The organism is Pseudomonas sp. R4-39-08, from assembly GCF_003852275.1.
Classification (GTDB): Bacteria; Pseudomonadota; Gammaproteobacteria; order Pseudomonadales; family Pseudomonadaceae; genus Aquipseudomonas.
In genome coordinates, this window is sequence record NZ_CP027733.1 from 2,151,850 (window position 1) to 2,167,630 (window position 15,781).

The following is a 15,781-nucleotide window of genomic DNA, read 5'->3' on the forward strand; positions in this document are numbered from 1 at the left end:
TATGTTTAGCCATGTGCGCAAAGACTGTCCTGTTCGCGACTGGTGTTGGCGGGTAGCGACAAGGCTGTCTATCGGCTCAAAGAAGATTCTGCTCACCTGAAAGCGTTTAATGAACTGGAGCAGATATGGGTTTCGACCGGCAATTCGCGTGATCAGTAAAGTGCGTTATGTACGACGCGTGCTTTTGCTGGTTGGCATTGTGCCCTTGCAGTCCGGATAGTCTGAGCATGACCAGAACGGCCCTGTTTTCCCTTTTCGCTTACACATGGAGGCGTTGCATATGGGGCAGGTTGGACCGGCTTCAACAGGCAACGCTAACGTAAGGGAGCTGCAATTTGCGATCAACTGTGCAATCCAACTCGCCTGCTTGGCGACGAACGCATCGAGGCTTAGACGTCCCGCCTCGATTTCATCCAGAGCCTGCTCCCAGATCGCGGTCATACCTGGATCCGTAACTGCAACGGGTACCGCCTCTATTAAGGTATGGGCCGCGGCGGAGGCCATTAAGGTGCGTTTTTTCTTGAGCAAATATCCGCGATCAATCAACCCTTTGATAATCCCGGCGCGTGTAGCTTCAGTACCGATACCGGTGGTGTCCCGAAGTTTCTGTTTCAGGCGTGGGTCGCTGACCAGTTTGGCCACGTTTTTCATCGCTTTGATCAGATCGCCCTCGGTGAGAGGGTTGGGAGCGGCAGTGCGCATGGACTTGAGTTCGACATCGTCCACGGCGCACTGAGTCCCCTGCTGCAAGCCGGGTAAAACTTGGGATTTATGCGTCGGCTCATTATCCTTGGGAGAGTCGGAGAGTATGCCTTTCCATCCCTGAACCAGTATCTGTTTGCCGACAGCGGTCAGCTGTTCTTCGCCACATTCCAGTTCGACTTGGGTTCGATCAAACTCATGATGCGGAAGAAACTGCGCAAGGTAGTGGCCACGGATAAGTTCGTAAACGTGGCGCTCGTGTTCCGACATTCGCGCAAGATTTGCCGGTTCGGTGGTAGGGATTATGGCGTGGTGAGCCGTGACCTTGGCATCGTTCCACGCTCGTGAGTGCAAGGATTGGTCTAGGTTTCCGAGCGCAGACTTTAGTGCGGGATCGGTTTGGCGCAGGGCATCGAATACTGTGCATACCTCGTTGAACATACTCTCTGGCAGATAGCGACAATCGCTGCGCGGATAGCTAGTGGCTTTATGGGTTTCATACAGGGATTGAGCGATGTTCAGGGTTTCCTGAGCGCCGAGTCCCAGTTTGCGTGAGCAGGCTTCTTGCAGAGTACTCAGGTCGAAGGGCAGGGGCGGCGCTTCCCGGAAATGCTCAGTTCGAAGAGAGAGTACTGTCGCGGTCTTGGTACCCGAAATTGCTTCGACGGTCTCACGGGCAAGCGCCTGTTGCAGGCAACGACCAGCATCATCTCGCGCGGAGTGGTGTGGTAGCCACGACGCGATGAATGGTTGCCCTTTTGAGGAAAGGTGCACATCCACTTCCCAGTAAGAAATTGAAACGAAGCTGGCAATCGCACGATCACGATCAACCACCAAACGTAACGTGGGTGTCTGGACACGTCCAACCGACAAGACACCGTCGTAACCCGCCCGCCGACCAAGAAGGGTAAACAAACGACTGAGGTTCATGCCGATCAGCCAGTCGGCACGGCTGCGGGCGAGGGCCGAGTGATAGAGCGGGAAGGTCTCCTGACCCGACTTCAGCGAGGTCAGCGCTTTGCGAATCGACGCCTCATTGAGTGCGGACAGCCAGAGGCGCTGAACAGGGCCTCGATATTGGCAGAGCTCCAGCAACTCGCGTGCAATCATCTCACCTTCGCGGTCGGCGTCGGTTGCGATGACAATGGTGGTAGCTTCGCTGAGCAGGCGTTTTATGATTTTGAACTGCGCGGCAGTCTTGGGTTTGACCTCCACTTGCCACTGCGCCGGAATGATCGGTAGATGATCCAACGACCAATTCTTGTACTGAGTGCCGTAGGCTTCAGGCGGGGCCGTCTCCAGTAGGTGGCCGATACACCATGTGACAGTTGTCTCGGGGCCGATCAGGCAACCATCACCGCGCCGAGTGGCTCCGATAACCTTGGCGATGTCACGACCCTGGGAAGGTTTCTCGCAGAGGAAGAGGCGCATATATCTACTCCGGATTGAGTTCGGAGCAGCGTTGTTCGAAGTAGCAGGGGCGAGATATGAGAAACCTGAATGGCAGGTTCCTCATATTAGTCGGTGAGGGCGGCCTTGAATGAGCTGAAGCTGCTACCTTATTGGAGCGTTCGTAGCTGGGTGGGGGGCTTCATGAGCCGCGAGCAATGGCAGGCCTGGAACTTCGCGCAAAGGCGCAATTTTTATGCCTGAAGTCGTCAGGCCTTAGGTGATTGCCCTCTGTGTTTCTTGGGTTTCGACGTCGGCGAGCTGGCCTGCTCAGCATTTTGAGCGGCCGTCGGTTCACTGGAGCGTTCCCGCATGACCACGCTTTGTACCCGGTGAGGCAGGATGCCGACTCGACGGGCCTCGATCTTGAAGGTCACCCGCGCATTGTCTTCGCTGTCCTCCCACTCATCGCGCACCGTACGACCTTCGACCAACACGCGCATGCCTTTCTGGTACAGCGTGCTCCAGTGTTCAGCCTCACGGTGCCAGAGCTCAACCGGCGCCCAATAGCCGCCCCGATCTTCATAGCTGCCCTCGCGTGGGATGGGGTTGTCGAAGTACACATTCAGCCTTAGCAAGCGCCGTGGCTCGTCATTGCCTGAGGCGAACTCCTGGAACTCTGGCGCACTGCCGATATTGCCTTCGCCGACGAAAAAAGTACTCATCGTGTTGCCTCCACTGCGGGTGTGAACTGGCGCAGCAACTGTTCGGCACTGGCCATGTTGATCGCGCAGGTCGTAGCCTGGCGGTAGAGCGAATGCACCACACTCATCTGAAGGTTTAGTGCGATACGCGCGCATTCGAAACGGTGCAATTCATCTCGTACGATCTGCGGCAATGCTTTGTTGGAGATCTGACGTTCCCAAACCGCCACACCCATGCGAGCAAAATCACGGGTGCGCCAACGCAAAAATGTGGTGCCAGCACCGGTCTTCTGCAGTACCAATCGTATATCTAGTAGTGAATACGGCGGCTGCCCGGCTTGCTGCACCACAGCCTCCATCAGGCGACATAACTGCGCCTCGATTTCCCTCGCCACCTGCGCCAGGTGCTCCAACTCCCCCTTACCCTTAAAAGGTTTTAAAAGGCCTTTTAGGGAGGCAGCGTGTTCGAGCTGCCGGTAGGCATTCTGTGTCAACGCTTCGAAGGGCATTGGCTGAATCGGGATCATGGGATTCATACATCAGCCTCCGACTCATCTACGCTCGCAGACGGACCGTCCACTACCTCTGCCAAAGCGTCAGCGTCATCCACTGCTACAGCACCACGGCGAATGATCGGCGGCGCAAACTGAGAACGGCGATGACCCTCAAGGATGTCCATCGGGGGCAATCCATACTTCTCCACGGCCGCCAGGGCGCGGGCATTATTTGCGGCCATATCATCGCGTGTGACGCCGGCATGTCGATAACGTTGCGCCTGACCGAACAGGCTGCGTAGCAGATGGGCGCCGTCGTCGATCCAGGCTTCCATGTCTCTTCGACCGATCAAGGCGGTGTGATGGGCGAGTAGGGTATGGCGTACCAGCGTGTCGTAGTCGGTTAGCAGGTAAACCGCCAGAAAACCCAGTTGGCTGCCGATATACAACGGCAAAGTCACAGGGTGGATGTTGAGGTTGTCCCCCATGTCGATCTGTGTTGGCAGGTCCTGTCTGATTCGGTCCAGCTGTTGGGTCAGTTCTCCCATCCCGGCCTTCGCCTGCATCAATTTTTCTTCGAGCTGCACGATGGCCCAATCAGCATAGGGATCGTCCTGGGCGGCCGTTTGTTTGATCAGGTTGGTGACACTGATGTAACCGGCCATACCCATGATCGAGTGGACGCCTTCGCGTGCGGCTCGACCTTGCCAGATACGGGCTGCATGGTGGGTATGCAGGGTCAGGGTGATGCTGCTGCGCAATGAACCCAGATTGAGTTGATAGTGATCGGCCATGGTGTTGTCCTCGCATAGGCTTGGACGGGAAGTTGCGACAGATGAGGGGCAAGGGCAGCCAAAAAGCTGAACGCGGTCTGTTCGGTTTGATGAGAAAGAGAAATACATAACGTCTACGTTTAGTTGAGTACGTCCCGGTGTTCCTCTAAAAGCTCCATGGCCCGGTACGACATTTCGTAGACTGGAGCTCTATGGATTTGATGCCACTGGCATCAACTCTACTGAGTTCCACCGCGTCCACGCAGTTGGCGCAGCTCATTCAGACACGCTTGGGCGAGGGCTGATGCGGGTTCGCCCTTTTTCCGAGTCGGCCGCGAGGGAGCGGATGGGGGCGGCTCTGCGACGGGTGACGGTTCGACCTGACTTGCCCAAGGACGAAAGTCGCCTTTCAGCGCACGCTGGATCAGGCCCATCAGATAGGCCGCTGGCTTGCGGATACCGCCGGCCTTACAGCGTGCCCCCGCCTCGTTGAGCACAGCCTGCTGATCCGCTGGGTTAAGCTTGATCAGCGCCGCCGCGACGGCCTGACGTTCGCTGGGACTCAGGTGTAGCGCAGTGGGCCAGCGCAGGTTATCCACAGTAGAGGTCGCGCGCGGTACTGTACATTTACTTTCTTTTAATACAGTACAGGCAGCGTTCGGATTCCGAACGGTGCTGGAAACGTTAGGGTTCAAGCCTGATTCGGAATCCGAACGAGAGCCTGCACGATTCCGAACGCGGTGATCTTCCCTCTGTTCGGAATCGTGGAGTGCATCACCGGGTGGCTGATCCAAGCCTTGCTGCGTCCACTGTTCGCCCCAGCTGTCGAGCCGCGTCGGTAACCGACCCTGATCGATATTCGTGTCCTGTCGGACCTCCTCCACAATGTGTTGAGCGACAATCCGCACCGCCTTCGTCGCATGACCGAGGGCATGTCCGACCAGTTCTAGATAATCCTGATCCAGCTCCATGGCTTCGGCGGGGGTTAACGGCTCATCGTGCAGAACATACAAAGAACCTTGTAGCCGCCCGCTGATTTGATCGCGACCGCGGCTAACCAAGCTGAGCCAACGAGTGAGCCTGAGCATCGTCAACACGCGAGCAATGGTTTCACGCGAGGCTGACGCACCGTAGGGCACGCTCGAGAGGTAAGGCTGCAAATCCTCATAGCGCGGCGTGACCACGCCCTGGCCTTGCAGCATGAGTCGAAATACCTGCCAGGCATTTCGCTCCAATGGCGTCAGCCGATTGTCCAATAGCAGCCGACGTGGCACGACCTCGTGTGATTGGCCGCTAAACAGAAAGCCAGCCTGTAGAGCCTGGTTGGAGGGCTGTTCAGTGGTAGGGCGTGCTGGCCAGCGCTCATGCAGCTGCTGTGTGCATTGCTGCAGGACACGTTGCCAGCGACTGGCAGGACCAGCATTCATGTTTTGTTGCTGTACTGGTCGATTTGCTGCCAAACGATGGTCAAGCTGATCTGCTGTTCTTCGGCAAGCATCATCATGGCGTCGAGTTTATCCTCGGTGCCGTCCTCTGTTCGTATTTGTCGCCAACGTTGCCACAACGCATGCTCCTGCGCTTCGCTTAAATGTTGGGGGCGGCCTTTACGGGTTTCTATCTTGAGTAGACGCCGGCGCATGGCTGTTTCCGAATGCGCCAAGCCAAAACACTGGTACATAATGGTGCTGCTGGCGCCGAGTTTGAGCGCTCGGTTGATCAACCGTTCGTTCTGTTCGTCGCGTTCAGCTTGTTCAATCAAACGATGCAGCACTGGCGAGTCAATCTTGACCTCAAGCCAAGGGACTGTGGCATGGGCCAGGCGCGATAACGTGGTCGGTGGTAAGGATTGCAGCACGAAGATGTCATCCTCACTGAGTCCAAGTGCCTTGCAGCGTTGCAGGTTGCCCAGGCGTAGTTCGTGCAGTACCTGGGTTAGCATGGCTTGATTGAGCATATTGAAGGACAGGTTCATCTCAGCTCCTTCGGTAAGTTTTCTTCAGAGGTGAGCGTTAAGTCGATTAGTCTCCGGGCCAAGCGGATCAGGCGAAACAGTTTGATTAGCAGATTGTCAGGCAGTCGCTCCAGCCCCACGTCTGTGACTGGTCGATCTGGTAGAGGGAGTTGATAGACCCCTAACAACAGTTGCCCGAACAGTGCGGAAGGTATTTGCTTGCGATCTTCCCAGTTCACCTCGTCTTGAGCACGTAGCAGGGCCAGGAGCATTAGGTGAACGCCGGTCGAGCGAGGCGCTGAAAGATCGAGTCGCTCAATGTCCAACGCGAAGCCCAAGCCAAGCTTTTGATCAATGATGCACTCGGCATCTCCGGCATAGGCCGCCATTTCACGAGCCAGTCCGGCAATGGCTAAACGCAGTTGCTCGGGGGTATCCATCAGTGGTTTGATGATCCAAAGGTCGTCGATTGGGCAGGTTTCGACTGGGGACGTCGTTTCGGTGGCTATCTCGCGATCGATTTGCTCACGAATCTGTTGAACGCGTGATCGAGGACTGGCCGCTGGTAAAGCATTTGTTTCGGGTTCTGCGAGCAGTTCTTCTGAAATTGGCTCTATCCTGCTCTCGGCCTCGATTGATTTTGATTCCGCATCGGAGGAGGGCGGTTCTGCCGCGGCTTCATGCTCGCTTGGCGGATGACTGCTTTCTGAAGGCGTGGTGACGATAGCCCCAGGCGTGCGGGCGCCCCGTTGGGTATCGCTCAGCTCCAGGGCCAGCATACGGTAGGACTGTCCGAGCAAGCTGCTCATGCGTTCGAGCAGTTCGTCCTGGATCTGCTCAAGATCAAACGAGTCAGGATCACCATCGAAGTAGCCCATGGTTTCCAGCCAGAACTCTGCAAACGCAACTGTGGCAGTTGGATAACGGTTCCAGGTTCGTTCAGCCTGACTACGTAGACCGATCAGACGCTCTATCTGAGGCTTACCCAATCCGGCATACAGAGTTTGTGGAATGGCGGGTAATAAGTGTTCGAGGGTGTCCAGCATGCGGCTGATATGCGACTGCGAAATCGGATAGCCTCCAGCGGCAAGGCGTCGAGCCAGCTCCCGTTGTGAGAGCTCTGGGCCATCCGACTCAAGCATGGTTTTGAGTTTGGCTACCGCCAGAGCCCGTTCGATGAACGTGAGTTGACCGTGCAGATCGCTTTCAGCCAAATGACCGAGTAGGGCGGTGATTTCATTGCTCCAAGGTCGGAACAGGCAGTGGATCCGAAAGAAACGCTCGTCGCGAGTTTCCTGCCACAGCTCGCCGAGAATTGCCAAGCGCGTATTACCGCCGTTGCGGATGATGAAAGAGGTTTCACCCGGCCGGCGGGTAATCGGTGGCGGTTGATCCAGCCCGCGTTCACGGATCGATGCCTTGATATCGTCATAAAGCGGGTTACGTATGAAGCGTGGGTTGTGTTCGTAGGGACGTAACTGTTCCAGAGTGACCAACATGGGAGTGTCGATGACTGGATCGGACAGTCGCTCCAGTCCAGGACCTTGAGTGAAGTGGTCCTGGCGCAGCTTGTCGGTGATTTCCTCCTGACTGAGCTTCTTCATCGGAACCGCCTCGATTAACGCCGGCTACGCAAATGGTCACCGACCTCGAATTTCACGATTTCGGCAGTCCCTGAACCTTCGAAATGTTGGGAGAGTTCTGCGAGGAACCACACCATGGCCGAGCGCCCCCCTTGCAAATGAAAAACCACGGTGCAGTACTCCTCGCAAGCCGCGTCGCTGGGTCGAATGGAAGGCTGAACAACGATAGGAAACTGATCCAACATTAGAAAACTCCTTACCAAGCCCTGTTGGCTTCAAGGTCGATCAAACAAAAGTAATTGGGTGAAATGCTGATTGGGCAATTTGTTTTATTGAGGTTCCGCACACCTCATTACCGATGAGATCGCTTCGCGCCATTCCGGAAATAATTCGATGGCCAGCGCCTGCATGATTTCTAGCGCAGACTGCGAGCGTCGACGTTTACTCGACGGGCGTGTATCTATTCGGTGGACCGGTAAGCCGAGGGAGGCGGCATTGAGATAGGCCACTCGGTCCGGGATTACGGTGTCTAGCACCGAGATATTGGTAGCCTCTGCGAAAGTCTCGCGCAGGCTTCGGATGATCATCCGGGTGTCCACTCGATTGACGTTTACCTGGTTCAGTAAGAGCCGTAAGGGCGGCGGGTCGATGCCCAGGTGGCGAAACGGCTCGAGCTCACTCAATAGCTTCAAGGTGCCACGGCGCATTTCGCGGGCAGCGAGCATTTCTGGCGTGATGGGAGAGAGGGCGAGATCGGAGGCCAGGATGGCCATCTCCAGCAGTACACTGCGTGCTCCCTGAGTATCGATCAAAAGCAGGTCATAATTGAGACACAACTCGTTGAGCAAATTGTGCAGGCGTAGTCGTCCGTCAGGGGCATGCAGCAACAAGGTGCTCAGTCGACCTTGATCGTCGTTGGAGAAAATCAGGTCGAGACCGACGACTGCAGTCCTAGATATTATTCGCTCAGGTATTGTTAGCTTGAGTGCAATGAGTTCGTACGCACCTGCATGAGCTTTTTGGCTCAATGAGTAATAACTGGATAGGGTGGGTTGGCTATCTAGATCCAACAGCAGAACGCGCAAGCCAGCATCGGCCAACAGACCACCGAGATTGGCCGCTACTGTCGTTTTACCTACCCCGCCCTTAGTGGAAACCACCGATATCACGTGCATCCCCTCACTCCTGTTGCGAAAGGCGTTCTGCAATCCAGTGCTCGATTTCCAGTGAGTCCCAGCCAACTGCGCGCAGTCCGATACGCTTCGCCCGCGGAAACTTGCCTTCCTTCATCAGGTTGTAAATGTGCGCACGTTTGAAGCCGGTTTTTTGTTCAACCTCATCACGTCGCATGATGTGGCGTTGGGGTTGAGGTGCTTCAACTGAGGTGACAGATTGGTTGGACATGCTAGTCACTCCTGGCGCCGATTGGCGCGTGGTGGGAAGTGACATGGATTGAATCGCACAAGGCGGGATGAGTCATTGCATTGCAATCAAGCCTATTGCAACGCAATTGACTGGATCAGTTGTTTTTTTTGAGGCTACGATTGGCCACGGCAAACTTTTCATCCAGCGTGCGCTTGCTGAGGCCGGGCACATCTTTGTGACGAGCGACAATGGCATCAACGATGGCTGCTTGATTCGTGAATACCGAAAGAGGTTTTCCGGCGGGCGAATGGTCCAAGAGAAGGCTGACCAATGCCCCAATGATGTTGTGATAGGTCAGTTCGCTGCGCTCGCTGAGTTGACCATTCGTTTTGGCCAAGGCTTTGAGATCATCTCTCTCAAGTCCAATCGACTGGAGTTCTCCCAAGATTTCTTGAATGAGCTGCTGTTGCGCTTTGAACGCTCTCGATAACTCATCTCGATCTGCTTTCAACGAGAGAAAAGTTCCGAGGCTCACCTTTGCAGGTGCATCCTCACCGGACTCGAATAAAAAACTGGGCTTATGGTCGGGATAATGAATCTCCATCCAACGGCGTAAGTCTGAATGGCGGATGGTAAGCTGATAGGGCTCTACATAGCTTCCCAAAGGAACAGAAATGCCGAGGCAACCATAAGGCAGTTCTCCATTTCGTAAAGCATCACCGATCTTTTCTACGGCTGCCTGAAGACTTGGCCATCGACAAAACAGCTGAGGCAGGTTATTTGGCTGCAGCCAAGCGGCTTTCAATATTTCAGACTCATGATGAATAAGATTACACCAGCGCAGAGCCGCTTCTATGGGCCTATAGAAGAGCTTGGTTTGCGGATTAGAAAAGTTAGTAGGCATCTACTGGTAGACCTCCATTTCTGGATGGATGGGCCTCCCGTAGTACCTTCTTACATCGCGAACCTGCTAATAGCTGATTTGCAGCGACGGATTCACTCAAGTTGACTCGGTGAGGTCATTCCATTTGACTGATTATATTGCCGGCGCAGTTTTTATATCCCGATTTGAAAGTATAAGTTAGTTGGAACAGTTGCAGCGAGGATGTCTTATGCGCTACACCTCGGCCGATATCTAAGGGCACCGACCGGTAGCAACTGTTATTACATGCTCTACAGGGGGGTGGCGCATCCTGTGCTTGCATCGAGAAGGTTATTAATTCATAGCATGCGGCGCAACACATTGTTACGAGGGTCGCGGTCGAAGAGTCGGTGCTTGAGCGCACCCGCGATATGCAGCACGATCAACACCAGCAAGGTATAGGCCAGTACCTTGTGTAGCCATTGGAACACGACAAACCAATCGTCATTCTTTGTCAGCAGCTCCGGCAGGTTCACACCGAAAAAGAATACCCCGTCGCTCATGGTGTAGGTGCTTGACATCGAGTACCCCATCAACGGGACGGCCACGATCAGCACGTACATGGAGCGTTGTACAAACCGTGAGAGGAAACGCTCATGCGCCGCCAGTGTTTGCGGTGGCTGCGGAAGGGCGGGGGTGCGAACACGCAAGGCGATCTGTACTAACACCAGCAGAAACGCCAGCACGCCGAACGATTTGTGCCACGGGTAGTAGAGCGTGTATTTACTCACGACTTCATCATCGAGCCCGGTCATGTGCCAGCCGGCCCAGAGCAGCCCGGCTATGACGACGGCACGCACCCAGTGCAGGATGCGCAGGGACACGGGATACCGATCGATTGCCGTTTGTGTTTGGTTGTTCATCGCAGTCTCTTCATTGATCATCAAGGCGTTGAAAACGCACGATTGAATGCCACCCTCCGCGGCCATGGCCGCGAGGATGGCAAGTGCAGTGACTGCTCTCAGGCAGGCAGCAGCACGGTGATCACTTTCTCCTCGGTGTAGACCAGCGCGCCGCTCAGCCCGCCTTCGCGGCCGATGCCGCTGGCCTTGACGCCGCCCCACGGCAGGTTGGCGTCCAGCGGGCTCCAGCAGTTGACGCCGATGGCGCCGACCTTTACCGCTGCGGCCACGCGGTGCGCGCGCGCTAGGTCGGTGGTCCACACCGTGGCGGCCAGGCCGTAGGCGGAGTCGTTAGCCAGTGCCACGGCTTCTTCTTCGCTGTCGAAGGTGATCACCGTGCCGACAGGGCCGAAGATCTCGTCCTGGGCGATCGTCATGTCATTGCGGGCATTGGCGAAAATCGTTGGGCGTACGAACCAGCCCTGGTTAGGGGTGGATACGCCGCCGGCCAGCAGCGAGGCGCCTTGGTCGATACCGAGCTGGATGTAACGGTTGACGCGATCAAATTGCGCTTTCTTGGCCACCGGCCCCATCTGCACGTCAGGCTGGCGAGGATCGCCGACCTTGACCGCGCGCGCGGCGTCGGCCAGTGCACCAGCGAATCTCTCGGCGAGGCTGCGCTGGACCAGGATGCGCGAGCCGGCTGCACAGATCTGCCCCTGGTTGGCGAACAGGCCCAGGGTGCAGCCGAACAGCGCCTCATCGAAAGGCGCATCGTCGAACACGATCTGCGGGCTTTTGCCGCCCAGTTCGAGTGCCACACGCTTGAACAGCACACCCGCGGTGCGCTGGATCTCACGCCCAGCCTCGGGGCTGCCGGTGAAACTGATCTTGGCCACATGCGGGTGTTCGCATAAGGCGCGGCCTACCTGGGCACCGTAACCGGTGACTACGTTAATCACGCCGTCAGGAAATCCCGCTTCCTGCGCCAGCGCCGCCAGATGCAGGGCCGATTGCGGGGTTTCTTCCGAAGGTTTGATAACCACGGTGCAGCCCGCCGACAGCAATGCGGCGAGCTTCCACACGGTGATCATCAGCGGTGAGTTCCACGGCACGATGGCGCCCACGACTCCCACTGGCTCGCGTACGGTGTACGAGAGGGTCTTGCGACCGAAGTAGCCGCCGGTGGGAATGGTGCGTCCTTCAAGCTGGTTGGCCCAGCCGGCGGCGGCGCGCAGGTTGGCGATAGCGTTGGGCAGGTCCATCCGGCGCGGTTCGAGCGGTGAACGGCCGATGGCGTCGGCGTCCATGTCGGCCAGTGATTCGCTGTCGCGCTCCACCAGGTCAGCGAGTTTCGATAACAGCCGGCCGCGCTGGGCGCCGTCAAGCCGGCTCCAGGCGCCACCTTCCAGCTGGGCGCGCGCCGCTGTCACGGCCCGGTCCACATCCTCGGCGGTGCCGCTTGCGCAACTGCCGTACACCTGTTCGGTCACGGGATTGATAAGGGGGATGCGCGCGCCGTCGCTGGCTTCGAAGGGCGCGCCCTGGATAAAGTGGTTCAGGTGCTGAGTCATGTGGATGTCCATGCGTGATTGTTCGGAGGTGACACGCCTCATGCCTTGAGGGAAGCCAGCGCATCACCAAAGATGTCCAATGCCTTGAAGAACAGCGAGCGTGTGATCGTCAGCGAGGGCATCACACGCATCACGTTGCTGTAGCGCCCGCAAGGGATCATCAGTACGCCATGGTTCATCAGGTAGCCCATGAGTTGGCCAATCTTGGCGCCCTCGAGCGGTGTCTTGGTGGCGGCGTCTTCCACCAGCTCGATACCGATCATCAAACCGCGGCCGCGGACTTCGCCAACGAACGGGCTGTTGAACCCACGGATACGTTCCTGCGCTTCCAGCCCCAGGGTGTGGGCGCGATCGAGCAGACCGAGTTCCGGGTCCTGCAAGATACTGATATTGGTCAACGCCACGGCCGCAGACAACGAGTTGGCGGCGAAGGTATTAGGCATCGAGCCGTCGGGAATCTGGGCGGCGAGGTCCGAACGCATGATCAACCCGGCCATTGGCAAGTCGCTGCCAATGCCCTTGCCGAAGGTCAGCATGTCGGGTTTCACACCGGAGTGTTCGACCGCCCACATCTTGCCGGTGCGGCCCGCACCGGACTGTACTTCGTCAACGATCAGCAACGCGCCGGCGCGGTCGCAGGCCTTGCGCAACAGTTGCAGGAACTCGGGGGAGGGCGGCACGTAGCCGCCTTCGCCCTGCACCGGTTCCACAATCACCGCGGCCACGTCATCGGCGGCGGTGTAAGGACTGTTCAGCAGGTAGTCCACATAGTCGCCAGCAATTTGCTCGGCACTTTTTTGCCTGGTGTCGAAGGGAAAGCGGTAGGCGTATGGGTAGGGCGCGTGAATCACGCCGCCCATCATCGGGCCGTAGCCCTTGCGGTAGGCTGTGCCGGTGGTCAGGGCGCCGGAGGCGTTCCACACGCCGTGGTAGCCGCCGTGGAAGGCGAGGATCTGGTGGCGCCCGGTAATGCGTTTGGCGAACTTGATCGCAGCTTCCAGCGCATCGCTGCCGCTTTGCGTGAAGAACGTGATGCAGTCGCCGCGCAGGCCGTCGGGCGCGATCTCGGACATCTTGGCGGCCAGTTCGGTGCGGCGGGTGCTGTTGATTTCCAGGGCATGCATCAGCACTTCGGACTGTTCGCGGATGGCTTGCACGACTTTCGGGTGGCAACGACCGACGCTGCTGACGCCTACGCCCGCAGACAGGTCGATGAAGGTGTTGCCGTCGGGATCCTTGAAGGTCGCGCCGAACGCGCGGTCCATGGCGATAGGCATGCGGCCGCCGCCACGCGCCATTGATTCGGTGCTCGCCGACAACGCCAGGGCCTCGCGGGTCAGGGGGCCGGGCAGGGTGCTGGAAATAATTCGCGGGGCATCCGCGAAGTGCAGGGATTCTAGTTTGGACTCGATCATGACGCACTCTCTGGGGTAGCGGTTTCAGTGTGTGGATCATTCTCATGGAGTGTCCTTGACCGTTAGCCCGAATCGGCAAATAGATGAATCGGCCGTCCGCAGTTTTCGACAAAGGGGATTTGAGAAGAAATTTCGCGGGATTTGAACTTTGTGCGAATATCGCAAAGGAATGCGAACTAAAAACAAAAATTGGCAGAGGCTTTTCGCACATCATGAGAAACCACCACATAAGCCATTTTCGTGATATCCATGCCCATGCGGCCACCGTTCAGGAGTGGAACCAGGATTACAGCCAGTTAACCGCCGGTCTGGCCGAAAGTTCGCTGATGCAGCTGACCACTGCGCGTTGCCACGTTTTCCGCGAGCAGATCAACCAGCGGGTGGTGCAGCGCGGTGTGGCGCCGCGCGGCAAGATGTGCTTCGCCGTGCCGATCAGCGTGCCGGGTTCGACGCGCATGCAGGGGCGCGAAGTGGATGACAGCAGCCTGTTCTTTCTGCAGGGGGGCGAGGAGTTCATGTTCCATATGCCGATGGGCATGGAGCTGCTGTCCATCACTTTCGAACGCGATTGGTTCGAACAGGCGCTGGCGCAGACGGCGTCGGCCAGTGAGATCACTCGGTTGCTGCGCCAGCCAGTGATCCGAGTGTCCGCCCAGCGCTTCACCCAGGCTCGGCTTCGATTGCTCGCGATGCTTTCCCTGGCTGAGATCGATGACGAACTCGACAGCGTGCGCGAGCAGGGGCTGGAACGGGCCTTGCTCGGTGAGTTGTTGCAATTGCTTACCGACCCGGCCTGTGACAAGCAGCAACGCAGTCCGAGTTCCACGCGCAGCTTCATTGTCGAGAAATGCCACCGGCTGACGACTGCCGAAATGATCAACGTGCCCAGCGTTAACGAGTTGTGCCAACGCCTGCAGGTAAGTCGGCGCACCGTGCAAAACAGTTTCCGCTCGGTAGCCGAGACCACGCCGCTGAACTACTTGCGCTCGGTCCGGCTCAACGGTGTGCGCCGCACCCTGATGTGTACCCTCGCGTCCCACCTTTCGATTGGTGATGTCGCCGCTCAATGGGGTTTCTACCACCTCAGCCATTTTGCCGAAGAGTACCAGACGCTGTTTGCAGAGTTGCCGTCCCACACTCCTCGCGCTGCCATCCCCGTCTGCGCGCGCGCCTGAACACCAGCGCGGCGGTGGAGCTGAGCGTACGCCTGGCCGCGCAGTGCGGTCGATGCCCGCTACGTTCTAGGCGCGGAACTGGTCCATCAGTTTCATTTGCTGGTTGGCCCGTTCGTTGAGCTGACTGCTGATCTGCGCCGACTCGGCGGCCTGTTCAGTCAGTGTCTCGGTCACGCCGCGGATGGTCGAGACGTTGCGATTGACCTCCTCGGCCACCGCGCTCTGCTCTTCCGCCGCGCTTGCAATCTGCAGGTTCATGTCATTGATGACCGTAACCGCGTTGCTGATTTTACCGAGCGCCTCCACGGCCTGATGGATCTGGCTGGCGTTGCTCTGGGCTTGAGTCTGGCTTGAGTGCATGGTTGCCACTACGCCACGCGTACTGGTCTGGATACGCTCAATCACCAAACGGATTTCCTCTACCGAATCCTGAGTTCGCTTGGCAAGGTTGCGTACTTCGTCGGCAACCACCGCAAAACCCCGGCCGCTTTCCCCGGCCCGTGCGGCCTCGATCGCGGCGTTGAGGGCGAGCAGATTGGTCTGTTCGGCGATGCTACGGATCACTTCCAGCACCGAGCCGATCTGTTCGCTGTTGATCGCCAGAGCTTCGACTTCAGTTACGGCCTTGCTGACATCACTGGCCAGCGCGTTGATGTCACGGGTGCTTCGCTCAATGATGGTTATGCCTTCTTTGGACGCCTGGTCTGCGCCCCGGGCCGCCAGGGCTGCGTTTGACGCGCTGTTGGCGACTTCGTGCGCAGTAGCGCTCATTTCGTGGGAAGCGGTTGCCAATTGATCAATCTCGCGAAATTGTACCTGCATCCCTTCGCTGGTCTGGCGCGCGATTTCCGAAGACTGGTCGGCGGTGCCGCGCGCTGCGGTGATGCTCTGC

Annotated in this window: 15 protein-coding genes and 1 pseudogene; 1 reads left to right on the plus strand and 15 read right to left on the minus strand. The window is 57.6% G+C overall.

From position 1 onward, the window contains the following. Positions 1 to 165: 165 nt before the first annotated feature. The 14 genes from C4J88_RS09970 to C4J88_RS10035 form a co-directional block, all read right to left on the minus strand. A complete protein-coding gene (locus C4J88_RS09970) occupies positions 166 to 2,133 on the minus strand; it encodes a DNA topoisomerase III (RefSeq protein ID WP_124403721.1) in 1,968 nt (655 codons plus the stop codon). A gap of 227 nt (positions 2,134 to 2,360) precedes the next feature. Then, positions 2,361 to 2,816, minus strand: coding sequence for a single-stranded DNA-binding protein (locus C4J88_RS09975; RefSeq protein WP_124362207.1), 456 nt, complete (start codon positions 2,814 to 2,816; stop codon positions 2,361 to 2,363). Continuing rightward, complete coding sequence (locus C4J88_RS09980; RefSeq protein WP_124406842.1) at positions 2,813 to 3,331, minus strand: DUF3158 family protein; 519 nt, start codon at positions 3,329 to 3,331, stop codon at positions 2,813 to 2,815. Before C4J88_RS09980 ends, C4J88_RS09975 begins: the two co-directional genes overlap by 4 nt. Continuing rightward, positions 3,328 to 4,083, minus strand: a complete 756-nt coding sequence (locus C4J88_RS09985; RefSeq protein ID WP_124406843.1) for a PFL_4669 family integrating conjugative element protein — start codon at positions 4,081 to 4,083, stop codon at positions 3,328 to 3,330. The genes C4J88_RS09980 and C4J88_RS09985 overlap by 4 nt, the downstream gene beginning before the upstream one ends. Positions 4,084 to 4,301: 218 nt before the next feature. Next, positions 4,302 to 5,489, minus strand: a complete 1,188-nt coding sequence (locus tag C4J88_RS09990; protein ID WP_124403723.1) for an STY4528 family pathogenicity island replication protein — start codon at positions 5,487 to 5,489, stop codon at positions 4,302 to 4,304. Then, complete coding sequence (locus tag C4J88_RS09995; protein ID WP_124403724.1) at positions 5,486 to 6,034, minus strand: DUF2857 domain-containing protein; 549 nt, start codon at positions 6,032 to 6,034, stop codon at positions 5,486 to 5,488. The genes C4J88_RS09990 and C4J88_RS09995 overlap by 4 nt, the downstream gene beginning before the upstream one ends. After that, on the minus strand, positions 6,031 to 7,617 hold the full coding sequence (locus tag C4J88_RS10000) for a ParB family protein (protein ID WP_124406844.1): 1,587 nt from the start codon (positions 7,615 to 7,617) through the stop codon (positions 6,031 to 6,033). The genes C4J88_RS09995 and C4J88_RS10000 overlap by 4 nt, the downstream gene beginning before the upstream one ends. Before the next feature lie 14 nt (positions 7,618 to 7,631). Beyond that, positions 7,632 to 7,841 carry a hypothetical protein gene (locus tag C4J88_RS10005; protein ID WP_124403725.1) on the minus strand — a complete coding sequence of 70 codons (210 nt, stop codon included), beginning with the start codon at positions 7,839 to 7,841 and terminating at the stop codon, positions 7,632 to 7,634. Between the two features lie 84 nt (positions 7,842 to 7,925). After that, the gene (locus C4J88_RS10010; protein ID WP_124362214.1) at positions 7,926 to 8,771 is read right to left on the minus strand and encodes a ParA family protein; all 846 of its coding nucleotides are present in this window, start codon (positions 8,769 to 8,771) and stop codon (positions 7,926 to 7,928) included. A gap of 4 nt (positions 8,772 to 8,775) precedes the next feature. Further along, positions 8,776 to 9,000, minus strand: a complete 225-nt coding sequence (locus C4J88_RS10015) for an AlpA family transcriptional regulator (RefSeq protein ID WP_124362215.1) — start codon at positions 8,998 to 9,000, stop codon at positions 8,776 to 8,778. Positions 9,001 to 9,115: 115 nt separating this feature from the next. After that, positions 9,116 to 9,865 (minus strand): hypothetical protein, encoded by a 750-nt coding sequence (locus tag C4J88_RS10020; RefSeq protein ID WP_124362216.1) that lies wholly within the window; start codon positions 9,863 to 9,865, stop codon positions 9,116 to 9,118. A gap of 317 nt (positions 9,866 to 10,182) precedes the next feature. Beyond that, positions 10,183 to 10,746 (minus strand): cytochrome b, encoded by a 564-nt coding sequence (locus tag C4J88_RS10025; RefSeq protein WP_124362217.1) that lies wholly within the window; start codon positions 10,744 to 10,746, stop codon positions 10,183 to 10,185. A 98-nt stretch (positions 10,747 to 10,844) separates the two neighbouring features. Continuing rightward, entirely contained in the window at positions 10,845 to 12,299 is a 1,455-nt protein-coding gene (locus tag C4J88_RS10030; protein ID WP_124362218.1) for an aldehyde dehydrogenase, read from the minus strand. Positions 12,300 to 12,337: 38 nt separating this feature from the next. After that, on the minus strand, positions 12,338 to 13,714 hold the full coding sequence (locus tag C4J88_RS10035) for an aspartate aminotransferase family protein (RefSeq protein WP_124362219.1): 1,377 nt from the start codon (positions 13,712 to 13,714) through the stop codon (positions 12,338 to 12,340). A 212-nt stretch (positions 13,715 to 13,926) separates the two neighbouring features. Between C4J88_RS10035 and C4J88_RS10040 the strand changes: the two genes are divergently transcribed. Continuing rightward, a complete protein-coding gene (locus C4J88_RS10040; RefSeq protein WP_124403726.1) occupies positions 13,927 to 14,889 on the plus strand; it encodes a helix-turn-helix domain-containing protein in 963 nt (320 codons plus the stop codon). 66 nt (positions 14,890 to 14,955) lie between these two features. On the opposite strand, the pseudogene C4J88_RS28035 reads toward C4J88_RS10040, so the two are convergent. After that, positions 14,956 to 15,480: pseudogene (locus C4J88_RS28035) on the minus strand (methyl-accepting chemotaxis protein); the annotation flags it as partial. Positions 15,481 to 15,781 lie beyond the last annotated feature (301 nt).

Coding starts and splice junctions, on each gene's coding strand:
- C4J88_RS10010 (WP_124362214.1), bottom strand. CDS start 8,771: ATGCACGTGATATCGGTGGTTTCCACTAAGGGCGGGGTAGGTAAAACG.
- C4J88_RS10035 (WP_124362219.1), bottom strand. CDS start 13,714: ATGATCGAGTCCAAACTAGAATCCCTGCACTTCGCGGATGCCCCGCGA.
- C4J88_RS09970 (WP_124403721.1), bottom strand. CDS start 2,133: ATGCGCCTCTTCCTCTGCGAGAAACCTTCCCAGGGTCGTGACATCGCC.
- C4J88_RS09985 (WP_124406843.1), bottom strand. CDS start 4,083: ATGGCCGATCACTATCAACTCAATCTGGGTTCATTGCGCAGCAGCATC.
- C4J88_RS10020 (WP_124362216.1), bottom strand. CDS start 9,865: ATGCCTACTAACTTTTCTAATCCGCAAACCAAGCTCTTCTATAGGCCC.
- C4J88_RS10005 (WP_124403725.1), bottom strand. CDS start 7,841: ATGTTGGATCAGTTTCCTATCGTTGTTCAGCCTTCCATTCGACCCAGC.
- C4J88_RS10015 (WP_124362215.1), bottom strand. CDS start 9,000: ATGTCCAACCAATCTGTCACCTCAGTTGAAGCACCTCAACCCCAACGC.
- C4J88_RS10025 (WP_124362217.1), bottom strand. CDS start 10,746: ATGAACAACCAAACACAAACGGCAATCGATCGGTATCCCGTGTCCCTG.
- C4J88_RS10040 (WP_124403726.1), top strand. CDS start 13,927: ATGAGAAACCACCACATAAGCCATTTTCGTGATATCCATGCCCATGCG.
- C4J88_RS10030 (WP_124362218.1), bottom strand. CDS start 12,299: ATGACTCAGCACCTGAACCACTTTATCCAGGGCGCGCCCTTCGAAGCC.
- C4J88_RS10000 (WP_124406844.1), bottom strand. CDS start 7,617: ATGAAGAAGCTCAGTCAGGAGGAAATCACCGACAAGCTGCGCCAGGAC.
- C4J88_RS09990 (WP_124403723.1), bottom strand. CDS start 5,489: ATGAATGCTGGTCCTGCCAGTCGCTGGCAACGTGTCCTGCAGCAATGC.
- C4J88_RS09995 (WP_124403724.1), bottom strand. CDS start 6,034: ATGAACCTGTCCTTCAATATGCTCAATCAAGCCATGCTAACCCAGGTA.
- C4J88_RS09980 (WP_124406842.1), bottom strand. CDS start 3,331: ATGAATCCCATGATCCCGATTCAGCCAATGCCCTTCGAAGCGTTGACA.
- C4J88_RS09975 (WP_124362207.1), bottom strand. CDS start 2,816: ATGAGTACTTTTTTCGTCGGCGAAGGCAATATCGGCAGTGCGCCAGAG.